This is a genomic window from Pseudomonas sp. CCNWLW23, assembly GCF_037095675.1.
Lineage (GTDB): Bacteria > Pseudomonadota > Gammaproteobacteria > Pseudomonadales > Pseudomonadaceae > Aquipseudomonas > Aquipseudomonas atacamensis.
This window is the reverse complement of sequence record NZ_JBAWKM010000009.1, coordinates 54726-77625: the sequence shown is the minus strand read 5'-3', so window position 1 is coordinate 77625 and position 22900 is coordinate 54726. Positions and strand designations below refer to the sequence as shown.

Here is a 22900-nt window from a genome sequence, read left to right as displayed (position 1 = left end):
GTTAAGCCTTCTTTTGATGTTGAGCCAACGCGGCTTTGACGAAACCGCTGAACAGCGGATGTCCGTCGCGTGGCGTCGAGGTGAACTCAGGGTGGAACTGGCAGGCGACGAACCATGGGTGATCCGGCGCTTCAACCACTTCGACCAGCGCAGCATCGGCGGAACGACCGGAGATTTTCAGGCCGGCTTCGATAATCTGCGGCAGCAGGTTGTTGTTCACTTCGTAACGGTGACGGTGACGCTCAACGATCACGTCCTTGCCGTAGCAATCATGGACTTTGGAGCCCGGCTCAAGCAGGCAATCCTGTGCGCCGAGACGCATGGTGCCGCCCAGATCGGACGCTTCGGTACGCACTTCGACAGCGCCGGTGGCGTCTTCCCACTCGGTGATCAGGCCGACAACCGGATGGCCGCTGGCACGATCGAACTCGGTGGAGTTGGCGTCTTTCCAGCCCAGCACGTTACGGGCGAACTCGATGACCGCCACTTGCATGCCCAGGCAGATACCGAGGTACGGAACCTTGTTTTCGCGAGCGTACTGAACGGCAGTGATCTTGCCTTCCACGCCACGCAGACCGAAGCCGCCCGGCACCAGAATCGCGTCGACACCTTCGAGCAGCGCAGTGCCCTGGTTCTCGATGTCTTCGGAATCGATGTAGCGCAGGTTGACCTTGGTGCGGTTGCTGATGCCGGCATGGCTCATCGCTTCGATCAGCGACTTGTAGGCGTCGAGCAGTTCCATGTACTTGCCGACCATGGCGATGGTCACTTCGTGTTCCGGGTTCAGCTTGGCATCGACCACTGCGTCCCACTCGGACAGATCGGCGCTGCCGCACTGCAGACCGAAACGCTCAACGACGAAATCGTCCAGACCCTGCGAATGCAGGATGCCCGGGATCTTGTAGATGGTATCGGCGTCTTCCAGAGCAATGACCGCACGTTCTTCAACGTTGGTGAACTGGGCGATCTTGCGACGCGAGGACACGTCGATCGGGTGATCGGAGCGGCACACCAGCACGTCTGGCTGCAGACCGATCGAACGCAGTTCCTTGACGGAGTGCTGGGTCGGTTTGGTCTTGGTTTCGCCAGCGGTGGCGATGTACGGTACCAGCGTCAGATGCATCAGCATCGCGCGCTTGGCGCCGACTTCGAAACGCAACTGGCGGATGGCTTCGAGGAACGGTTGCGACTCGATGTCACCGACGGTTCCACCGATCTCGACCATCGCCACGTCTGCGTCACCGGCACCCTTGATGATGCGGCGCTTGATTTCGTCGGTGATGTGCGGGATTACCTGGATGGTTGCACCCAGGTAGTCGCCACGGCGTTCTTTGCGCAGCACGTGCTCGTAGACACGGCCGGTGGTGAAGTTGTTGTTCTGGGTCATGGTCGTGCGGATGAACCGCTCGTAGTGCCCCAGATCCAGGTCGGTCTCGGCGCCGTCATGGGTGACGAACACTTCACCGTGCTGGAACGGACTCATGGTGCCTGGATCGACGTTGATGTACGGATCCAGCTTCAGCATGGTGACCTTAAGCCCCCGCGCCTCCAGGATAGCCGCCAATGAAGCCGAGGCAATGCCTTTCCCCAATGAAGAAACAACACCGCCCGTGACGAATATGTAGCGCGTCATGAAAAACCCTAGAAGTCTGCGTTAAAGCGGAACGAGCCGCCGGGGAAAGCGAAGGAAGGCCGAAGCCCCCGATCACCTGCATTAATCACAGTGCACCTTTCGAAAAAACCGCCGCGTTGTGACAGACCGGCAGATGAAACACCGGTACGTTGCTCGCTACACATTTTTTGGAATCGCCCAGCAAAGACTGCTTGGTAATCGGCAACTCCTGCAATTCAGGCGAATCCACAGAAGTTGTATCAAGAAGGGAGCGTAGTCTACCGGAATGCTCCTTTCAGCTCAAACCTTGATCTTCGTCTGTTGGCTGCCAGTGCAATGTCCAGCCTTCGTCCATCTGACCAGCAAGACCCGGCAGGTTCGCCACGGCGAGCAATTCTTCGCCACGAAACAGCAGCGGCAATCTGCCACGCACGAAGGCCGGCACCGCGCGCTCGTTGAGCAGACGCTTGAGATCACGACTGCCGCGCTCGGCCATTCGCATGACCTCACCGCCCTGCCGATAGGCAATACGCAAAGGCCCGGATGGAGCTTGCCCGTGGAGCATGACGCGTCCGTTATCCGGCAAGCGTAGCGCTGAAGTCGGGGTCTGCCAGTCGGCGCCGATCACTGGCGTACCCAACCAACTGCCGCTCAGCCACCAGACGCGACCGGCGCTGCGGTGCAGCTCTCCGTCGGCCAGACGCCAGGTCGGTGAAGCGTCGGCGCCGGCATTGCACAGCGTTGTCCAACCCGACCAATGGTCAGCATCCGGCAGCCGGGTCAACGGTTCGAGCCAGTGGCTGAGGGCATTTCGCTGGCGCGCGTCAGACAACGCCGTCAATGGTGTCAGCTCCAGCGATGGCACACCCAGCCAAGCGAATTCATGGGGCGTTTCGGCTTGTGCGAGATCAATCTGCGCCAGCTCATCGAGCAAGCCCTGCGCCTCACGCAGATGCGCAGCCGTGCGCGCCATGCTCGCCTGCGCTTGCGGCCAGCGTTCGGTGAGGACCGGCATGACTTGATGGCGCAGATAGTTGCGCGAAAACTGCCGGTCCTGGTTCGACGGGTCTTCGATCCAGCGCAACTGATGCGCTTGTGCATAACCTTCCAGCTCAGCACGGCTGACATCCAGCAACGGACGAACCAGCATGCCCTGCCCCACTGGGCGCTGCTGCGGCATGGCCCCGAGCCCGCGTACACCGGCACCGCGCAACAGCCGAAACAGCAGCGTTTCCGCTTGGTCATCGCGGTGCTGGCCAGTCAACAGCACGTCATTGCTCTGCGTTAGCGAACTGAACACCGCGTAACGCGCGTCCCGCGCCGCCCGCTCCAGGCTCGCCCCGCCCTTCACGGTGACCCGCTCCACTTGCAACGGCACGCCCAGCGCATCGCAAACGGCCTGGCAGTGTTGCGGCCACGCATCGGCCGCAGCCTGAAGGCCGTGGTGGATGTGGATGGCGCTTAACGCAGGGAGGGATTCGGTGTTCGCCAGAGTGGCGAGCAGATGCAGGAGGACGGTGGAATCGAGGCCGCCGGAGAAGGCGATGCGCCAGTGAGCGACGTGGCGCCAGGGCTCAAGGTTCAGCAGAAGACGGGATGGCAAATCAATCGGGGACTGGCCCATAACTTTCTCTTTGCCCCAAACAAATGTGGGAGCGAGCCTGCTCGCGAAGGCGGTTTAACATTCAACACATTCGTCGAGTGCTATACCGCTTTCGCGAGCAGGCTCGCTCCCACATGGGTATCGCGCTTCGACTTAGAGACCGTAGCTCATCAAGCGATCGTAACGGCGCTTGAGCAGCGCTTCGTTATCGAACTGCTTGAGCATCGCCAGTTGTGAGCTCAGCTCGGCGCGGATCGAAGCGGCGGCAGCAGCCGGGTCACGATGGGCGCCGCCCAGTGGCTCGCTGATCACTTTGTCGACGATACCCAGGCCTTTCAGACGCTCAGCGGTGATGCCCATCGCTTCAGCGGCATCCGGCGCTTTCTCGGCGGTTTTCCACAGGATCGACGCGCAACCTTCCGGCGAGATCACCGCGTAGGTCGAATATTGCAGCATGTTCAGTTGATCGCAAACGCCGATGGCCAGTGCGCCGCCGGAACCACCCTCACCAATTACAGTGGCGATGATCGGAGTCTTCAGACGCGCCATCACACGCAGGTTCCAGGCAATCGCTTCGCTCTGGTTGCGCTCTTCAGCGTCGATGCCAGGGTAGGCACCCGGGGTGTCGATGAACGTCAGGATCGGCATCTTGAAGCGCTCGGCCATCTCCATCAGACGGCAGGCCTTGCGGTAGCCTTCCGGACGCGGCATGCCGAAGTTGCGGCGAACTTTCTCACGCACTTCACGGCCCTTCTGGTGGCCGATGATCATCACCGGCTGGTCTTCCAGACGGGCGATACCGCCAACAATGGCAGCGTCATCGGAGAAGTGACGGTCGCCGTGCAGTTCGTCGAACTCGGTGAAGATGTGCTCGATGTAATCGAGGGTGTAAGGGCGTTTCGGGTGACGCGCCAGGCGTGCGATCTGCCAGCTGGTCAGCTTGCCGAAGATGTCTTCGGTCAGCGTCTTGCTCTTGTCCTGCAGGCGGGAGATCTCATCGCCGATATTCAGCGAATTGTCATTACCGACCAAGCGCAACTCTTCGATCTTGGCTTGCAGGTCGGCGATCGGCTGTTCGAAATCTAGAAAATTCGGGTTCATAGGCGTCCGTCTTGGGTCGTGTCCCAAGTGAGCTTGGGCCGGCCGGTTGTCTATTCGCGCCCTACCTTAAGGGAGAGGCGCGCTGAGGTCGAGATTAAAAATTCAGGTTGCGGGCAAGCGCCATGATGGCACTTGCCGGTCAACGGTATTGGAGGAAGACGTTGTCTCGCCCGAACTGGTCACGCAGGGCTTGAATCAAGGTATCCGCCGGGTCGATCCGCCAGCTCTCGCCGAACTGCAGCAAGGTCTTCGCATCCGGGCTGGTGTACTCCATGGTCACCGGGCACGCGCCGCGATGACGCTTGAGCAGTTCGCCCAACCAGCGTAGCTGATCGCCTTTCAGATCCTGGGTGTGCAGCTTCAGGCGCAGGCTCTCGGCCAGATTGGTTCGCGCATCTTCCATGCTCATCACCCGCTTGACCCGCAGGCGCAGGCCGCCGGAGAAGTCGTCATTGCTGACCTCGCCTTCGACCACCACCATCGCGTCGGTCTGCAACAGTGATTGCGCCGAATGGAACGCATCGGCAAACAGCGACGCTTCGATCCGCCCGGAGCGGTCGTCGAGGGTGATGAAGCCCATCTTGTCGCCCTTCTTGTTCTTCATCACCCGCAGGGCAATGATCATCCCCGCTACGGTTTGCGTGTCACGCGCCGGCTTCAGGTCGATGATGCGCTGGCGGGCGAAACGGCGGATCTCGCCTTCGTACTCGTCGATCGGGTGACCGGTCAGGTACAGACCCAGAGTGTCTTTTTCACCCTTGAGGCGTTCCTTGAGGGTCAGTTCCTTGGCCTTGCGATGGGACGCGTAGACGTCGGCATCTTCCTCGACGAACAAGCCGCCAAACAGGTCGGCGTGGCCAGAGTCGTGAGTCCGCGCAGTCTGCTCGGCCGCCTTGATCGCCTCTTCCATCGCCGCCAGCAGTACCGCGCGGTTACGGTCGATGTTGGCTTGATAGGCCTTTTGTTCGTCGTGGAAGTACGGGCCGAGGCGATCCAGCGCGCCGCTGCGAATCAAGCCATCAAGAGTTCGTTTGTTGATGCGCTTGAGGTCGACCCGCGCGCAGAAATCGAACAGATCCTTGAACGGACCGGCCTGACGCGCTTCGGTGATCGCTTCCACCGGACCTTCACCGACGCCTTTGATCGCGCCCAGGCCGTAAACGATGCGGCCGTCGTCGTTCACCGTGAACTTGAACTCCGAAGTGTTCACGTCCGGCGCGTCGAGGCGCAGCTTCATCGTCCGCACTTCTTCGATCAAGGTCACGACCTTGTCGGTGTTGTGCATATCCGCCGAGAGTACCGCGGCCATGAACGGCGCCGGGTAATGGGCTTTCAGCCAGGCAGTCTGGTACGACACCAGGCCGTAAGCGGCGGAGTGGGATTTGTTGAAGCCGTAACCGGCGAACTTTTCCACCAGGTCGAAAATGTTACCGGCAAGATCCGCGTCGATGCCGTTGGTCGCGCAACCCTCAATGAAACCGCCGCGCTGCTTGGCCATTTCTTCGGGCTTTTTCTTACCCATCGCTCGACGCAGCATGTCCGCACCGCCGAGGGTGTAACCGGCCATGACCTGGGCAATCTGCATCACCTGTTCCTGATACAGGATAATGCCGTAAGTCGGCGCCAGTACCGGCTTAAGCCCGTCGTACTGGTAGTCGGAGTGCGGATAGGCCAGTTCGGCGCGTCCGTGCTTACGGTTGATGAAGTCGTCCACCATGCCCGATTGCAGCGGGCCCGGACGGAACAGTGCCACCAGTGCGATCAAGTCTTCCAGGCAGTCGGGTTTGAGCTTTTTGATCAGCTCTTTCATGCCCCGGGATTCAAGCTGGAACACCGCCGTGGTTTCGGCTTTTTGCAGCAACTGGTAGGTCGGCTTGTCGTCCAGCGGAATAAAAGCGATATCCAGCGGCGGCTCGTTGACCTTGGCGCGATCGCGGTTGATGGTTTTCAGCGCCCAGTCGATGATCGTCAGGGTCCGCAGGCCGAGGAAGTCGAACTTCACCAGACCGGCGGCCTCAACGTCGTCCTTGTCGAACTGGGTTACCAGACCGTCGCCGGCCTCGTCGCAATAGATCGGCGAGAAGTCGGTCAATTTGGTCGGCGCGATCACCACACCACCGGCGTGTTTGCCGACGTTACGCACCACGCCCTCGAGCTTGCGCGCCATCTCCCAGATTTCCGCCGCTTCTTCATCGACCTTGATGAAGTCGCGCAGGATCTCTTCCTGCTCGTAGGCTTTTTCCAGGGTCATGCCGACTTCGAACGGAATCATCTTCGACAGACGATCCGCCAGGCCATAGGACTTGCCCTGCACCCGCGCCACGTCACGGACCACAGCCTTGGCGGCCATGGAACCGAAGGTGATGATCTGGCTCACCGCGTTGCGGCCGTATTTCTCGGCCACGTAATCGATCACCCGGTCACGGCCGTCCATGCAGAAGTCGACGTCGAAGTCGGGCATGGAAACCCGTTCCGGGTTGAGGAAACGCTCGAACAGCAGGTCATATTCCAGCGGGTCGAGGTCGGTGATCTTCTGTACGTAAGCCACCAGCGATCCGGCACCCGACCCACGGCCCGGACCTACCGGTACGCCGTTGTTCTTGGCCCACTGGATAAAGTCCATCACGATCAGGAAGTAACCGGGGAAGCCCATCTGGATGATGATATCCAGCTCGAAATTCAAACGGTCGACGTAGACCTGACGCTTGGCTTCGTAGTCTTCGGTGGTGTCCTTGGGCAGCAGCACCGCCAGGCGTTCTTCGAGCCCTTCGAAGGAGACCTTGCGGAAATATTCGTCGATGGTCATGCCATCGGGGATCGGGAAGTTGGGCAGGAAGTGTGTGCCCAGCTTCACATCAATGTTGCAGCGCTTGGCGATCTCGACGGTGTTTTCGATGGCGTCGGGAATATCGCTGAACAGCTCGAGCATTTCCTCGGCGCTTTTCAGGTATTGCTGATCGCTGTAATTCTTCGAACGACGCGGGTCATCGAGGGCGCGGCCTTCACCGATGCACACACGGGTTTCGTGGGCGGCGAAGTCTTCCTGCTTGATGAAGCGCACATCGTTGGTCGCCACCAGCGGCGCGCCAAGCTTGTCGGCCAGCGCCACGGCGCCGTGCAGTTGCTCTTCATCGTTGGGGCGGTTGGTGCGCTGGATTTCCAGATAGAAACGATCCGGGAACACCGCCATCCACTCGCGTGCCAGCGCTTCGGCTTCCGCCGGGTTGCCGCCGATCATGGCCATGCCGATCTCGCCTTCTTTGGCGGCGGACAGCATGATCAAACCTTCGTTGGCCTCGGCCACCCACTCGCGCTCGACGATGACCATGCCGTTGCGCTGGCCTTCGATGAAGCCACGCGAGATCAGTTCGGTGAGATTGCGATAACCCTGAGCGTTCATCACCAGCAGGCTGAGGCGGCTCAGCGGTGCATCCGGGTCCTTGTTCGCCAGCCACAGGTCGGCGCCGCAGATCGGCTTGATGCCAGCGCCCATGGCGTTTTTATAGAACTTGACCAGGGAACACATGTTGTTCTGGTCGGTGACCGCGACCGCCGGCATGTTCATGGCGGTCAGCGCTTTGACCAGCGGCTTGATCCGCACCAGCCCGTCGACCAGGGAGTATTCAGTGTGCAGGCGTAGATGAACGAATGAAGCCGGCATAGTGATCCTGTCCAGTTACATAGAGACAACGAGGCCCGGATTGTACCGGGCCTCGAATAAAACATCAGCCTTGCGCCTAAACCTGCGTCAGGCTTTCCCGCGCCTCGTAAGCCAGGCGTACCGGGGCGAACGAGCGGCGGTGAATCGGCGTCGGGCCGAGCCGCGCCAGTGCTTCCAGATGAACGGGCGTCGGGTAGCCTTTATGGCCGCCGATGCCGTAGCCCGGGTAGATCAATTCGAACGCCGCCATTTCGCGATCACGACTGACCTTGGCCAGAATCGACGCCGCCGCGATGGCCGGTACCTTGCCGTCGCCCTGGATCACCGCCTCGGCACGCATCGGCAAATGCGGGCAGCGGTTACCGTCGATCATCGCCAGTTTCGGCTGAATGTGCAGACCGGCGACCGCGCGCTGCATGGCCAGCATGGTCGCGTGGAGGATATTCAGATCGTCGATTTCTTCGACTTCGGCGCGGGCAATACACCAGCTCAGGGCTTTCTCGCAGATCTCGTCGTAGAGCTTTTCGCGCTTGGCTTCGGTGAGCTTTTTCGAATCGTCGAGGCCGAGGATCGGCCGGTTCGGATCGAGAATCACTGCTGCCGTTACCACCGCACCGCACAACGGGCCACGACCGACTTCATCAACACCGGCGACCAGTTCTTCGACTTCGGCCACCAGAGTGAAATCCAGGCCCATTTGCATGCTTGTCTTGCTCATTGTGGTTTGCCGATCAGGTCAAGGACGGCTTGCGCCGCCTGATTGGAAGCATCGCGCCGCAGCGTGCGGTGGATCTCGTCGAAGCCGCGGGTCTGTTCCTCGCCGCCATCGATCAAGGGCGACAGCGTCTGCGCCAAGGCTTCGACAGTCGCATCATCCTGCAACAACTCCGGCACCAGCAAGCGCTGGGCGAGCAAGTTGGGCAGCGACACGTACGGGCTCTTGACCATGCGCTTGAGAATCCAGAACGTCAGCGGCGCCAACCGATAGGCCACCACCATCGGCCGCTTGTACAGCAGCGCTTCAAGGGTAGCAGTGCCAGAGGCGATCAACACGGCGTTGCACGCGGCGAGCGCCAAGTGGGATTTACCGTCGAGCAAGGTTACCGGCAAATCCCGGCCAGCAAGCAAGGCCTCAAGTTGCACCCGGCGTTCCGGGTTTGCACAAGGCATGACAAAGCGCACGCCCGGACGCATGGCGCGCAGACGTTCGGCAGTGTCGAGGAACAGCGCACCGAGGCGACTGACTTCACCGCCACGGCTGCCGGGCATCAACGCCACCAGCGGGCCGTCGGGCAAACCCAGCTCGGCGCGTGCAGCGGCTCGGTCGGCTTGCAGCGGAATGGTATCGGCCAAGGTGTGACCGACGAAACGCACCGGCACGCCTTTCTCTTCGTAGAATTTCGCTTCGAACGGCAACAGGGTCAGCATCAGATCGCAGCCTTCGCGGATCTTCAGCACCCGTTTCTGCCGCCATGCCCACACCGACGGGCTGACGTAATGCACGGTCTTGATCCCTGCCTGACGCAGCTTGAGTTCGATATTGAGGTTGAAATCCGGCGCATCAATACCGATGAACACATCGGGCTTTGCGGCAATCAGTGTGGCAATCAGCTCTTTGCGGCGCTTGAGCAATTCACGCAGCCGACCGAGGACCTCCACCAGCCCCATGACCGACAAGCGCTCCATGGGAAAGTACGAGGTCAGGCCTTCGGCCTGCATCAACGGACCGCCGACGCCGATGAACTCGACTGCCGGGTGCTGTGCCTTGAGCGCGCGCATGAGGCCGGCGCCGAGAATGTCACCGGAAGCCTCACCCGCCACCAGCGCAATACGCAGACTGGCCATGATCAGCGGGTGATGCCGCGAGTCGATGCCTGGATCGAATCGCGGAACACGGCGACTTCAGGGAACTGCGCAGACGGCTCTGCCAGCTCGGCCAGCGCCTGCTCGACCGTCAGGCCCTGCCGATAGACCGTCTTGTAAGCACGACGCAAGGCGTGGATCGCGTCTTCGCTGAAACCGCGACGGCGCATGCCTTCGAAGTTCATGCTGCGCGCTTCGGCCGGGTTGCCGAATACGGTGACGAACGCCGGAACATCCTTGCCGATCGCCGTGCCCATGCCGGAAAAGCTGTGGGCGCCGATGTGGCAGTACTGATGCACCAGGGTGAAACCGGAGAGGATCGCCCAGTCGTCAACGTGTACATGCCCGGCCAACGCAGTGTTGTTGACCAGAATGCAGTGATTGCCGATGACGCTGTCATGGCCGATGTGGGCATAGGCCATGATCAGGTTGTGATCACCCAGGGTGGTTTCCGAACGGTCCTGCACGGTGCCACGGTGAATGGTCACGCCTTCGCGGATGACGTTGTGGTCGCCGATCACCAGGCGGGTTTCCTCGCCTTTGTACTTCAGATCCGGGGTGTCTTCGCCTACCGAAGAAAACTGGTAGATGCGATTGTGCTTACCAATGCGGGTCGGCCCCTTGAGGATCACATGCGGCCCGATCACGGTACCCTCGCCGATTTCCACACCTGCGCCGATGATCGACCACGGGCCGACCTCGACGCCGTCAGCCAGAACGGCGGACGGATCGATGATTGCGCGAGGGTCAATCAAACTCATACTTTCTGTTCCGCGCAGATGATTTCTGCCGAGCAGACCGGCTTGCCGTCCACCGAAGCCTGGCACTCGAACTTCCAGATCTTGCGCTTGCAGCTGATGAAGGTCGCTTCAAGGATCAACTGATCGCCCGGCTTGACTGGCTGGCGGAAGCGCAGCTTGTCGGAACCGACGAAGTAATACAGGGTGCCGTCGGCCGGTTTGACGTCGAGCATCTTGAAACCGAGGATCCCGGCAGCCTGAGCCATCGCTTCGATGATCAGCACGCCCGGCATGATTGGATGCGCAGGGAAGTGACCATTGAAGAACGGTTCATTGATGCTGACATTCTTGTAGGCGCGAATTCGCTTGCCTTCAGTGTCCAGTTCCACCACCCGGTCCACCAGCAGGAACGGGTAACGGTGAGGCAGGTATTCGCGAATCTCGTTGATGTCCATCATTTCAGGGGAAAGCCTATGTAAAGATTGGGAGCGCGACTGACGCGCACTCCTCTAGCAAATCAAGGAGGCAGTCCAGAGGCTGTGCACACTTGATATGGAAATGGTATCAGCCATCAGATGAAGCATTGCCGTCAGGGGTCACTTCCCCAACGCGCTTTTCCAGCTGTTTCAACCGTCGCGCGATGTCATCGAGCTGACGGATGCGGGCCGCGCTTTTGCGCCATTCGGCCGCCGGTTGCATGGCTGTGCCGGAAGAATAGGCGCCCGGCTCGGTAATCGAGTGAGTCACCATGGTCATCCCGGTCAGGAAAACGTTGTCGCAAATATCAATATGGCCGACCAGACCAACACCGCCGGCGAGCATGCAGTGCTTGCCGATCTTGGTGCTGCCGGAAATGCCGACGCACGCGGCCATGGCGGTGTGATCACCGACCTGGACGTTGTGCGCGATCTGGATCTGGTTGTCGAGCTTCACACCGTTGCCGATCACAGTATCGGCCAGAGCGCCGCGGTCGATGGCGGTGTTCACGCCGATCTCGACATCGTCGCCGATGGTCACGCCACCGATCTGGGCGATTTTCTGCCAGACGCCTTTTTCGTTGGCGAAGCCGAAGCCCTCACCGCCGATCACTGCGCCGGACTGAATAACCACACGCTTGCCGATGCGCACATCGTGATACAGCGTAACGCGCGGAGCGAGCCAGCCGCCTTCACCGATTTCGCTGCGCGCGCCGACTACGCAATGCGCGCCCAGCGTGACCTGTGCAGCGATGCGTGCACCGGCTTCGATCACCACGAACGGACCGATGCTGGCACTCGGGTCAACCACAGCGTCCGCCGCGATCACCGCTGTCGGATGAATCCCGCCAGCCGCTTTTGGCTTCGGATCGAACAGATGCGAAATACGTGCATAGGCCAGGTAAGGATCAGGCACCACCAGGGCATTACCGGCAAAACCCTCAGCGTCGGCTTCCTTGAGCAGCAGTGCAGCTGCCTGAGAACCGGCCAGGTATTTGCGGTATTGGGGATTTGCCAGAAAGCTCAACTGAGCTGGGCCAGCCTCTTGCAAAGTGGCTAGCCCAGTAATTTGCCTCTCGGGGTCGCCACGCAGGGTGGCGCCGAGGTGCTCGGCCAACTGGCCGAGCCTGATAGTCACGGTCATGGGTTACTTCAGCTGATTCATGCGCTCGATAACCTGGCGCGTGATGTCGTACTGAGGTTTGACATCAATGACTGCGCCACGCTCGAACACCAGGTCAAAACCACCCTTCTTGATGACTTCTTCCACAGCGCTGTCCAGTTTCGGCTTCAGTTGCTTGAGCATTTCACGGTCGGCAACGGCTTTGGCTTCGTTCAGCTCCTTGGACTGGAACTGGAAGTCGCGGGCCTTTTGCTTGAATTCCAGCTCCAGACGCTCACGCTCGCCCTGCTGCATTTTGTCGCCACCGGCCATCAGACGGTCCTGAATGCCTTTGGCGCTGCTTTCCAGGGTTTTCAGCTTGGTCAGTTGCGGACCGAACTTCTTCTCGGCATCCACGGCGTACTTCTTCGCCGCGTCGGATTCCAGCAGAGCCATCTGATAGTTCAGCACGGCAATTTTCATGTCGGCGAACGCCGGGCCTGCCACCAGTACGGAGGCCAGGAGAACCAATTGAGTCAACTTACGCACGATGCACTCCTACAAAATCCATTGTCGTTATCTTGGGTCAGACGCTTAGAACGTCTGGCCGAGGGAGAATTGGAACACTTGAGTTTCAGCGTCATCCGGTTTCTTCACCGGCATCGCCAGCGCGAAGCTCAACGGTCCCAGTGCGGTGACCCAGGTCACGCCCACACCTACGGAGCTGGCCATGTTGCTCAGGCTGATGTCGTTGCACTTGGTGTTGGACGACGAACCATTGGCGTTCGTAGTGTCCTTGCACTGCGAGTCAAAGACGTTACCGACATCCCAGAAGACCGAAGTACGCAGGGAACGCTGATCCTTGACGAATGGCAACGGGAACAGGACTTCCACGCCACCCTGGATCAGGACGTTACCACCGAACGGCAGTGGATCCTGGTCCGGGTCTGCAATAGTGCCCGGGTTGTTACCACGGCTCGGCGTACTGCGCGGGCCCAGGGTGCTGTCCTTGAAGCCACGAACCGAGTTGAAACCACCTGCATAGTAGTTTTCATAGAACGGCAGACCATCGGTCGAACCGTAACCATCGCCATAACCGAGTTCGGAGTGCAGGCGCAGGGTGTAGTTTTCAGTGATCGGCTGGAACAACTGACCACGGTAGTCGAGTTTGAAGAACGACAGGTCGCTGCCAGGAATGGTGGTTTCCAGGGTCAGGCTCTGGGAACGACCACGGGTCGGCAACACGCCTTTGTTCAGGGTCGACTCGGACCAACCGGCCGAGGCCTTGAAGTTCAGGTAGTTGTCGCCTTCCTTCTCGACGAAATCGAAAATCTCGTCAACGGTATAGCGACCGGTGTTGATCTTGTCCTGCTGGGCAGACAGACCGAACGTCAGACGCGAAGTCTCACTGATCGGGTAGCCGACGTTCACGCCCGCACCGAGGCTGTCTACCGCATAGCTGGAAATATCGGCATCGAGCTCATCGTAGTCAGTGGTGCGATAGAACGCGTTGTAACCCAGGCTCACGCCATCAGCGGTCCAGTACGGGTCCACATAGCCAAAGTTGTAGCGGCTCTGGTATTCGCTGCGGGTCAGACCGATGCTGACGCGGTTACCGGTACCGAGGAAGTTGTTCTGGGTGATCGAGCCACCGAGGATCAGACCGGCGCTCTGGGCGAAACCGACGCTGGCGGTGATCGAACCGGAAGCCTGTTCTTCAACGGCGTAGTTCACATCAACCTGGTCGTCGACACCTGGCACGGCCGGGGTTTCAACGTTGACTTCCTTGAAGAAGCCCAGACGCTCCAGACGGGTCTTGGACTGGTCGATCAGGTAGGTCGAAGCCCAGCCACCTTCCATCTGACGCATTTCACGACGCAGCACTTCGTCTTCGGACTTGGTGTTGCCACGGAAGTTGATGCGGTTGACGTAGGCACGCTTGCCCGGATCGACAGCGAAGAGGATGTCTACAGTGTGGTCATCATCGTGCGGCTGAGGCACGCCGTTGACGTTGGCGAAGGTGTAACCCTCGTTACCCAGACGACGGGTGATCAGCTCGGAGGTGGTGGTCATCAGCTTGCGCGAGAACACCTGGCCCTTTTGCACAAGCAACAGCGACTTGATCTGCTCTTCAGGGACTTTCAGGTCGCCACTGAGCTTGACGTCACGAACGGTGTACTTCTCGCCTTCGGTGACGTTGACGGTGATGTACACGTGCTTCTTGTCCGGGGTAATCGATACCTGGGTCGAAGCGATGTCCATGTTGATATAGCCGCGGTCCAGGTAGTAGGAACGCAGACGCTCCAGGTCACCGGAGAGTTTTTCACGGGCATATTTGTCATCGTTCTTGAAGAACGACAGCCAGTTGGTGGTTTTCAGTTCGAACAGGTCAGTCAGGTCTTCCTCAGGGAAAACCGTATTGCCTACCACGTTGATGTGCTGGATGGCGGCAACGGTACCTTCGTTGATCTTCACCTTCAGACCCACGCGGTTACGCGGCTGCGAAACCACTTCGGTGTCGACGGTAGCGGAGTAACGACCCTGGGCAACGTACTGACGCTGCAGTTCGTTACGCACACCCTCGAGGGTGGCGCGCTGGAAGATTTCGCCTTCGGCCAGACCGGATTGCTTAAGGCCCTTCATCAGGTCTTCAGTGGAAATCGCCTTGTTGCCTTCGATTTCGATACTGGCGACCGAAGGACGCTCGACGACGGTGATGACCAGAACGTTGCCTTCGCGGCCCAGCTGGATATCTTGAAAGAAACCGGTTTTGAACAACGCACGAGTGGATTCCACCAGGCGACGATCATCCGCCTGCTCGCCGACGTTCAACGGCAAGGCACCAAAGACGCTACCCGCGGAGACCCGCTGGAGGCCATTGACGCGAATATCAGAGATAGTGAAGGACTCGGCGTGAACTTCGGCGATCATCAATACGGTGAGAACCGCAGTTAGCAGCAGACGTTTCATGAAGTCCTTTCTTATTCCAACTGGCAATAAACAAACTGCCGCAAAATGCGGCAGATTCGCAATTCAGCGAAGCGTTACAGTCGACCCAGATCGTTGACCAGAGCAAGCAACATCACCCCGACCACCAAACTGATACCGATCTGTATCCCCCAACCTTGCACCCGATCCGACAAGGGGCGACCACGCACCCACTCGATCAGATAAAACAACAAATGCCCCCCATCCAGTACAGGAATGGGCAGCAAATTCAGAACGCCCAGGCTAATACTCAGATAAGCAAGGAAATTCAGGAAATCAGCGACGCCCGACTGGGCAGAAGCGCCCGCCACTTTAGCAATGGTTATCGGTCCACTCAAGTTTTTTACCGAGAGCTCGCCGAACAGCATTTTCTTCAGTGAATCCAGCGTCAGAATGCTCATGGTCCAAGTGCGACGGGCACCCTCGCCAATCGCGGCCAGCGGGCCATAACTGACCTCGCGGATCATTTCCGGCGGCCAGTCGATGGCTTTGACGCCCGCGCCCAGATAACCGCTTGGCGCTTTGCTTTCACCGCGCGCCGCCAGGGTCACAGGGACGTCGATTTGAGCATTGTCGCGCTCGATGCGCAGCATGATTTTGGTATCAGGACGCGTACGAACGGTATCGACCACTTGCTGCCAGTCATCGAGCGGCTGGCCATCAAGCGCCAGCAATCGATCGCCGGTTTTCAGCCCCGCCGCCTGAGCCGGACCTTTCGGGTCCAGCTCGGCAAGCACCGGCGGCAAGGCCGGACGCCAAGGACGAATGCCCAGCGAGCGGATCGGATCCGGCTCGTCGGCACCTTTCAGCCAGTTATCCAGTGCCAGCGTACGGGGCGACTCAGCGGTCGAGCCCTGCTCGCGCACCAGCAATTGAATGGCACCGCTTTCACCGAGACGGCGCACCAGTTGCAGATTGACCGCAGCCCAACCTGACGTTGGCTCGCCATCGATCGAAACGATCTCCTGACCGGCATTCAGACCAGCCTTGGCGGCAATGCTGCCAGACTCGACCGCGCCAATGACCGGACGCACTTGCTCGCTGCCGAGCATCGCCAAGACCCAAAAGAAGACTAACGCCAGCAGGAAGTTAGCAATCGGGCCAGCGGCAACAATGGCGATACGCTGACGTACCGATTTGCGATTGAACGACTGATCGAGTTGATCGACCGGCACTTCGCCTTCGCGCTCGTCGAGCATCTTGACATAGCCGCCCAAGGGAATCGCGGCGACCACGAATTCAGTGCCTTGCTTGTCATGCCAGCGCAGCAACGGCATGCCAAAGCCCACGGAAAACCGCAGAACTTTGACGCCACAGCGACGCGCGACCCAGAAGTGGCCGAATTCGTGGAAGGTGACCAGCACACCCAAGGCGATCAGGGTGCCGGCAATCATATAGAGCGCGCTCATCTACTTTCTCCGCAATCCTGTTCAGTGTCGCGTGTCGCCGTTGCGTTACAAAAAACTATCGGCCGTGCCGACTCAACCATTGCTCGGCCAGCAGTCGCGCTTTCGCGTCCGCCGCAAATACGGCGTCGAGGTCGTGCAGCGCCACCACCGGCTCCAGATTCAAGACTTCCTCGATGATACTCGCGATTTCCAGGTAGCGAACCCGTCCGTCGAGAAACGCTGCCACGGCCACTTCATTGGCCGCGTTGAGCATCGCCGGCGCGCTGTTGCCAGCTTCGGCGGCCTGACGGGCCAAACGCAGACAGGGGAAGCGGCTTTCATCGGGCGCCTCAAAATCCAGTCGTGCAATGGCGAACAGATCCAGTGGCGGTACGCCGGAATCGATACGCTCCGGCCAGGCCAATGCGTTAGCGATCGGTGTGCGCATGTCGGGGTTGCCCAATTGCGCCAGGACCGAGCCATCGACGTAATCGACCAGAGAATGGATCACGCTTTGCGGATGAATCACAACTTCGACCTGAGACGGTTTGGCATCGAACAACCAGCAGGCTTCGATCAATTCCAGACCCTTGTTCATCATGCTTGCCGAATCCACGGAGATCTTGCGCCCCATGGACCAGTTCGGATGCGCACACGCTTGCTCCGGCGAAACATGCGCCAGCTCGGACATCGGCGTCTGCCGGAAAGGCCCGCCAGAGGCGGTCAGCAAGATCCGCCGCACCCCCACCGAGCTCAAGCCGCGCGCGAAATCCGCAGGCATGCACTGAAAAATCGCGTTGTGTTCACTGTCGATCGGCAGCAGCACCGAGCCACTTTTGCGCACGGCCTGCATGAACAGCGCGCCGGACATCACCAGCGCTTCCTTGTTGGCGAGCAGAATCTTCTTGCCCGCCTCGACCGCCGCCAGTGTCGGACGCAAACCCGCCGCACCGACAATGGCCGCCATGACCGCGTCGACTTCAGGCGCGGAGGCAACCTGACACAGGCCCTCCTCGCCTACCAGCACACGAGTCGGCAAACCGGCTGCACGCAAGTCATCCTGCAACCCACGCGCCGCAGCACCTTCAGGCACCACGGCAAATTGCGGTACATGACGAACGCACAGCGCGAGCAATTCGCTAAGACGGGTGAAACCACTCAATGCAAAAACCTGATAACGCTCAGGATGACGCGCAATCACATCCAGGGTGCTCAGACCGATCGAACCGGTCGCACCCAACACCGTAATCTGCTGGGGACGACTCACGGTGCGGCCATCCAGAGCAGTACGGCGAATACCGGAATGGCTGCGGTCAGGCTGTCGATGCGATCCAGCACGCCACCATGCCCGGGCAGCAGATTACTGCTGTCCTTGATGCCGGACTGGCGCTTGAACATGCTTTCGGTAAGGTCACCGACCACGGAAATGAAGACGATCACTGCCGCGCCGATCAGGCCTTTGAGCAGTTCGGCCACGGTCCAGTCGCGCACCAGCCCGACGATCGCGGTAATCACCAGACTCAGCGCCAGACCACCGTAAACACCCTCCCAGCTCTTGCCCGGACTGACCTGCGGCGCCAGCTTGCGCTTGCCGAACTTGCGTCCGGAGAAATAAGCGCCGATGTCCGCGCCCCAGACCAACACCATCACCGCCATGATCAACCAGTTACCCAGCGGGTACTGCTTGATCTGCACCAGACCCTGCCACGCAGGCAGCAGGATAAGCAGGCCGATCAGCAGCTTGGTTGCCGCCGTGGACCAGTGCGCGCTGGAGCGTGGATACGTCAGCACCAGATAAGTCGCAATCGCCCACCAGATCACCGATGCACCGAGCACCCAAGGCGCAAGGCCTGGCAGCACATACATGACAAACAGCATCAAGGCGACCACAGCGGCAAAGCCGACGCGGAACGACTGTGCGGTGAAGCCGGCCAGACGCGCCCATTCCCAGGCACCGAGGCTCACCACCAGGCCAATGAACAGCGCGAAGCCGGCACCTTTGAGCAGGAAAAACCCGCACAAGGCAATCGGCAGCAGGATCAGTGCAGTGATGATTCGTTGTTTAAGCATTAAACCCGGGCTCCAGCTTCGACCTGTTCGCTCGTTTTACCGAAGCGACGCTGGCGTGAAGCGAAATCGGCCAGCGCGGTGCGCATGGCGTCGTGTTTGAAGTCCGGCCAGAACAGGTCGGAGAAGTACAGCTCGGCGTAGGCCAGCTGCCACAGCAGGAAGTTGCTGATGCGATGCTCGCCACCGGTGCGAATGCACAGGTCAGGCAACGGCAGATCGCCGGTCGCCAGACACGTTTGCAGCAGATCCGGGGTGATGTCCTCCGGACGCAAATGCCCGGCCTGAACCTCACGCGCCAGACGTTGCGCAGCCTGAGCGATATCCCACTGACCGCCATAGTTGGCGGCGATCTGCAGGACAAAGCGGTTGGCACCGACGGTCATGGCCTCGGCCTCGCGCATCGCCGCCTGAAGCTCAGGGTGGAAGCGCGAGCGATCGCCAATGATGCGCAGGCTGATGTTGTTGTCGTTGAGACGCTTGGCCTCACGACGCAGCGCCTTGAAGAACAAATCCATCAAGGCACTGACCTCATCGGCCGGGCGCTGCCAGTTTTCACTGGAGAAGGCGAACAGGGTCAGGACTTCGACCTTGGCCTCGGCGCACACCTCGATCACCGCCCGCACAGCATCCACGCCCGCTTTATGCCCGGCGACACCCGGCATAAAGCGTTTTTTCGCCCAGCGATTATTGCCATCCATGATGATCGCGACATGGCGCGGCACCGCGGACGGCGCAGTCTGCTTGGTCTTGTCCATTTAAAGCTCGACCCTTATACGGCCATCAGGTCTTTTTCTTTCTCGTCCGTGGCCTTGGTGATCTGGGCCTCGGATTCTTTGGTCAGCTTATCGATATCGGCGATGGCACGACGCTCTTCGTCTTCGCTGATTTCCTTGTCCTTGACCAGTTTTTTCAGCTCGCCCAAGGCATCGCGACGGATGTTGCGCACGGCTACGCGCGCGTCTTCGGCTGCACTGCGGGCCTGCTTGGTGAAGCCTTTGCGCGTTTCTTCGGTAAGGGCAGGCATCGGGATCAACAGCAACTCGCCCAGATTGGTCGGGTTGAGGTTCAGACCGGCGCTCTGGATTGCCTTGTCGACGGCAGCGAGCATGTTGCGCTCGAAGGCCACGACCTGCAGGGTGCGCGAATCTTTCACGGTGACGTTGGCAACGCCGCTCAGCGGAGTGTCAGTGCCGTAGTAAGGCACCATGACGCTGCCAAGGATGCTCGGGTGAGCCTTGCCGGTACGAATCTGGCCGAACGCGTGGTTCAGAGATTCCAGGGATTTCTGCATACGCGCTTGGGCGTCTTTCTTGATTTCGTTGATCATTGTTGGCCTTCCTCGATCAAAGTCCCTTCAGCGCCGCCGTGCACGATGTTCAGCAGGGCGCCGGGCTTGTTCATGTTGAATACGCGCAGCGGCATCTTGTGATCGCGGCACAGGCAGATAGCAGTCAGATCCATTACGCCCAGCTTGCGATCCAGTACTTCATCATAAGTCAGATGATCGAACTTCTCGGCATGCGGGTCTTTGAACGGGTCTGCGGTGTACACGCCATCAACCTTGGTGGCCTTGAGCACAACGTCGGCGTCGATTTCGATTGCACGCAGGCAGGCTGCCGAATCCGTGGTGAAGAACGGATTGCCGGTACCGGCCGCGAAGATCACGACGTCCTTGGAGTTCAGGTGGCGCATGGCTTTGCGACGATCGTAGTGATCGGTCACACCGACCATGGAAATGGCCGACATGACGATGGCCGAGATATTGGCACGTTCCAGCGCATCGCGCATGGCCAGGGCGTTCATCACAGTGGCCAGCATGCCCATGTGGTCGCCCGTGACCCGATCCATACCGGCTTTGCTCAGGGCTTCGCCACGGAACAGGTTGCCACCGCCGATCACCAGACCGACCTGCACGCCGATGCCGACCAGCTGGCCGACTTCCAGCGCCATGCGATCCAGTACCTTCGGATCGATCCCGAACTCTTCCGAGCCCATCAGGGCCTCGCCGCTAAGCTTGAGTAGAATGCGTTTATAGCGAGCCTGATAACCACTGCCCTGCTGAGCCATTGCGAATCTCTCCTGCGGCGTATTTAAAATTCTTTGCGAGCTGTTTACAGCTGGCGTTCACTCTAGCTTGGCGCTGCTGCAGCGCCATCGGAACATGGCTTTGTAAGTCAGTTCCGGGTGGAAACCAAATAAAAAATTGGTACCCCATCTGAAAAGAGGCTGCGCGCGTTAGCGGGCAGCCTCTTTCGGGCGACAGTTGAAAACCGTCTTATTGCTTGGCGGCAGCCAGCTGGGCAGCAACTTCTTCAGCGAAGTTGTCGACCGGCTTCTCGATGCCTTCGCCTACTTTGAAGTAGGTGAAGGAAACGATTTCAGCACCGGCTTTCTTGGCCAGTTCGCCAACCTTGACTTCAGGGTTCTTGACGAACGCCTGCTCGACCAGGCTCGCTTCTGCCAGGAACTTGCTGATACGGCCCTTGACCATGTTCTCAACAATGTTTTCTGGCTTGCCTTTGATCTTTTCTTCGTTCAGCTGCAGGAACACAGCTTTCTCACGCTCGATCGCTTCGTCGGAGACTTGCGAAGGCAGGAGGAACTCAGGGTTGCTTGCAGCAACGTGCATAGCGATGTCTTTGGCCAGTTCGACGTCACCGCCTTTCAGGACAACAGCAACACCGATCTTGTTACCGTGCAGGTAAGTGCCGACAACGTCACCTTCTACGCGTACCAGACGACGGATGTTGACGTTCTCGCCGACTTTGGCAACCAGAGCTTCACGAGCCGATTCCTGAGCGGCGATCAGCGGAGCTGCGTCGGTCAGTTTTTCGTCGAAAGCTTTTTCTACGCTGGCAGCAACGAAGTTCTTGAAGTCGTCTTGCAGGGCCAGGAAGTCGGTCTGCGAGTTGACTTCCAGCAGCACGGCTGCCTTGTCATTCGATTTGATGGCGATTGCGCCTTCAGCGGCAACGTTGCCAGCTTTTTTCGCAGCCTTGATCGCGCCCGAAGCACGCATGTCATCAATGGCTTTTTCGATGTCGCCGTCAGCCTTTTCCAGGGCTTTCTTGCAATCCATCATGCCTTCGCCGGTACGCTCGCGCAGTTCTTTGACCAACGCTGCAGTAATTGCTGCCATTTTCAAATTCCTCTTGGATAGGTTTTCAACCATTCCACCCGATCGAACGGGCGTTCAATTCTTCCCGAACCACCCATGTTGGCTGCCGCACATGACAAATACAGACGTGGGCGCCGACAAATGGTTTTCGAGGTGGCAAAAAGGGGGCCAAGCCCCCTTTTTGCTTACTGAGTCAACGCCAGGGGCGTCGATTACTCAGCTGCAGCCTGAGTTTCTTCAGCTGCGAATTCTACAGTACCGCCAGCAACGTTGTTGCGGCCGCGGATAACTGCGTCAGCCATCGAACCCATGTACAGCTGGATAGCGCGGATGGCGTCATCGTTGCCTGGGATGATGTAGTCAACGCCTTCCGGGCTGCTGTTGGTATCGACAACGCCGATGACCGGGATGCCCAGCTTGTTGGCTTCGGTGATCGCGATGCGCTCGTGGTCAACGTCGATCACGAACAGTGCGTCTGGCAGACCGCCCATGTCCTTGATGCCGCCCAGCGAACGATCCAGCTTCTCAAGATCACGGGAGCGCATCAGCGCTTCTTTCTTGGTCAGCTTGGCGAAAGTACCGTCTTCGGCTTGAACTTCAAGGTCACGCAGACGCTTGATGGAAGCACGAATGGTCTTGAAGTTGGTCAGCATGCCGCCCAACCAGCGGTGATCGACGTACGGCGAGCCGCAACGTGCTGCTTCTTCAGCAACGATCTTGCCAGCGGAACGCTTGGTGCCGACGAACAGAATCTTGTTTTTGCCCTGGGCCAGACGCTCTACGAAAGTCAGAGCTTCGTTGAACATTGGCAGGGTTTTTTCAAGGTTGATGATGTGAATCTTGTTACGCGCGCCGAAAATGTACTTGCCCATTTTCGGATTCCAGTAACGGGTTTGGTGACCGAAGTGCACACCGGCCTTCAGCATATCGCGCATGTTGACTTGGGACATGATAGTTCCTTGATAAGTCGGGTTTGGCCTCCACGTATCCCAATGACCAACCAGAGGCATAAAGCCCAAGGCACCCAGGTCATCGTGTCGACACGTGTGTGGATTTAAGCTTTTCGGGGCATCCCCGGAAAGCGGCGCATTTTATACCACAGGGTGCGCAGAAACGGAACCCGGAATCTGTATTCGCACCAGGGACACGGGCGCAGCCCCCTTGGAATCGGCTCGATG

At 59.3% G+C, this 22900-nt stretch carries 19 protein-coding genes; all 19 read right to left on the bottom strand.

The window, feature by feature from the left end; all coding sequences use genetic code 11:
• Position 1: 1 nt before the first annotated feature.
• The 19 genes from V8J63_RS13605 to rpsB all read right to left on the bottom strand — a co-directional run bounded on the left by V8J63_RS13605 (position 2) and on the right by rpsB (position 22672).
• Positions 2-1633 (bottom strand): CTP synthase, encoded by a 1632-nt coding sequence (locus V8J63_RS13605; RefSeq protein WP_016771462.1) that lies wholly within the window; start codon positions 1631-1633, stop codon positions 2-4.
• A 274-nt stretch (positions 1634-1907) separates the two neighbouring features.
• Positions 1908-3236 (bottom strand): tRNA lysidine(34) synthetase TilS, encoded by a 1329-nt coding sequence (gene tilS / locus V8J63_RS13600; protein WP_336464191.1) that lies wholly within the window; start codon positions 3234-3236, stop codon positions 1908-1910.
• Positions 3237-3368: 132 nt separating this feature from the next.
• Positions 3369-4316, bottom strand: a complete 948-nt coding sequence (locus V8J63_RS13595; RefSeq protein WP_016771465.1) for an acetyl-CoA carboxylase carboxyltransferase subunit alpha — start codon at positions 4314-4316, stop codon at positions 3369-3371.
• Positions 4317-4455: 139 nt separating this feature from the next.
• On the bottom strand, positions 4456-7977 hold the full coding sequence (dnaE, locus tag V8J63_RS13590) for a DNA polymerase III subunit alpha (RefSeq protein WP_336464190.1): 3522 nt from the start codon (positions 7975-7977) through the stop codon (positions 4456-4458).
• A 76-nt stretch (positions 7978-8053) separates the two neighbouring features.
• Positions 8054-8680, bottom strand: coding sequence for a ribonuclease HII (gene rnhB, locus V8J63_RS13585; protein ID WP_016771466.1), 627 nt, complete (start codon positions 8678-8680; stop codon positions 8054-8056).
• A gap of 11 nt (positions 8681-8691) precedes the next feature.
• Positions 8692-9822 carry a lipid-A-disaccharide synthase gene (lpxB, locus tag V8J63_RS13580; RefSeq protein ID WP_076566127.1) on the bottom strand — a complete coding sequence of 377 codons (1131 nt, stop codon included), beginning with the start codon at positions 9820-9822 and terminating at the stop codon, positions 8692-8694.
• Positions 9823-9824: 2 nt separating this feature from the next.
• Complete coding sequence (lpxA, locus tag V8J63_RS13575) at positions 9825-10601, bottom strand: acyl-ACP--UDP-N-acetylglucosamine O-acyltransferase (protein WP_016771468.1); 777 nt, start codon at positions 10599-10601, stop codon at positions 9825-9827.
• Complete coding sequence (gene fabZ / locus V8J63_RS13570; protein WP_016771469.1) at positions 10598-11038, bottom strand: 3-hydroxyacyl-ACP dehydratase FabZ; 441 nt, start codon at positions 11036-11038, stop codon at positions 10598-10600. The genes lpxA and fabZ overlap by 4 nt, the downstream gene beginning before the upstream one ends.
• A 106-nt stretch (positions 11039-11144) precedes the next feature.
• Positions 11145-12200 (bottom strand): UDP-3-O-(3-hydroxymyristoyl)glucosamine N-acyltransferase, encoded by a 1056-nt coding sequence (gene lpxD, locus V8J63_RS13565; protein WP_016771470.1) that lies wholly within the window; start codon positions 12198-12200, stop codon positions 11145-11147.
• 3 nt (positions 12201-12203) lie between these two features.
• Positions 12204-12707 carry an OmpH family outer membrane protein gene (locus tag V8J63_RS13560; protein ID WP_003222140.1) on the bottom strand — a complete coding sequence of 168 codons (504 nt, stop codon included), beginning with the start codon at positions 12705-12707 and terminating at the stop codon, positions 12204-12206.
• A 45-nt stretch (positions 12708-12752) separates the two neighbouring features.
• Complete coding sequence (gene bamA / locus V8J63_RS13555) at positions 12753-15128, bottom strand: outer membrane protein assembly factor BamA (RefSeq protein ID WP_130887786.1); 2376 nt, start codon at positions 15126-15128, stop codon at positions 12753-12755.
• 74 nt (positions 15129-15202) lie between these two features.
• Positions 15203-16555, bottom strand: coding sequence for a sigma E protease regulator RseP (rseP, locus tag V8J63_RS13550; protein WP_110600137.1), 1353 nt, complete (start codon positions 16553-16555; stop codon positions 15203-15205).
• A gap of 55 nt (positions 16556-16610) precedes the next feature.
• Complete coding sequence (gene ispC, locus V8J63_RS13545; RefSeq protein WP_130902040.1) at positions 16611-17801, bottom strand: 1-deoxy-D-xylulose-5-phosphate reductoisomerase; 1191 nt, start codon at positions 17799-17801, stop codon at positions 16611-16613.
• Entirely contained in the window at positions 17798-18604 is an 807-nt protein-coding gene (locus tag V8J63_RS13540; protein WP_016771474.1) for a phosphatidate cytidylyltransferase, read from the bottom strand. The genes ispC and V8J63_RS13540 overlap by 4 nt, the downstream gene beginning before the upstream one ends.
• Positions 18604-19359, bottom strand: a complete 756-nt coding sequence (gene uppS / locus V8J63_RS13535) for a polyprenyl diphosphate synthase (RefSeq protein WP_016771475.1) — start codon at positions 19357-19359, stop codon at positions 18604-18606. The genes V8J63_RS13540 and uppS overlap by 1 nt, the downstream gene beginning before the upstream one ends.
• 14 nt (positions 19360-19373) lie before the next feature.
• Complete coding sequence (gene frr, locus V8J63_RS13530; protein ID WP_007954771.1) at positions 19374-19931, bottom strand: ribosome recycling factor; 558 nt, start codon at positions 19929-19931, stop codon at positions 19374-19376.
• On the bottom strand, positions 19928-20671 hold the full coding sequence (gene pyrH, locus V8J63_RS13525; RefSeq protein WP_003222124.1) for a UMP kinase: 744 nt from the start codon (positions 20669-20671) through the stop codon (positions 19928-19930). Before pyrH ends, frr begins: the two co-directional genes overlap by 4 nt.
• A 208-nt stretch (positions 20672-20879) precedes the next feature.
• Positions 20880-21743, bottom strand: a complete 864-nt coding sequence (gene tsf / locus V8J63_RS13520) for a translation elongation factor Ts (RefSeq protein WP_016771476.1) — start codon at positions 21741-21743, stop codon at positions 20880-20882.
• A 191-nt stretch (positions 21744-21934) separates the two neighbouring features.
• Positions 21935-22672 carry a 30S ribosomal protein S2 gene (rpsB, locus tag V8J63_RS13515; protein WP_003222119.1) on the bottom strand — a complete coding sequence of 246 codons (738 nt, stop codon included), beginning with the start codon at positions 22670-22672 and terminating at the stop codon, positions 21935-21937.
• Between the last annotated feature and the right edge of the window lie 228 nt (positions 22673-22900).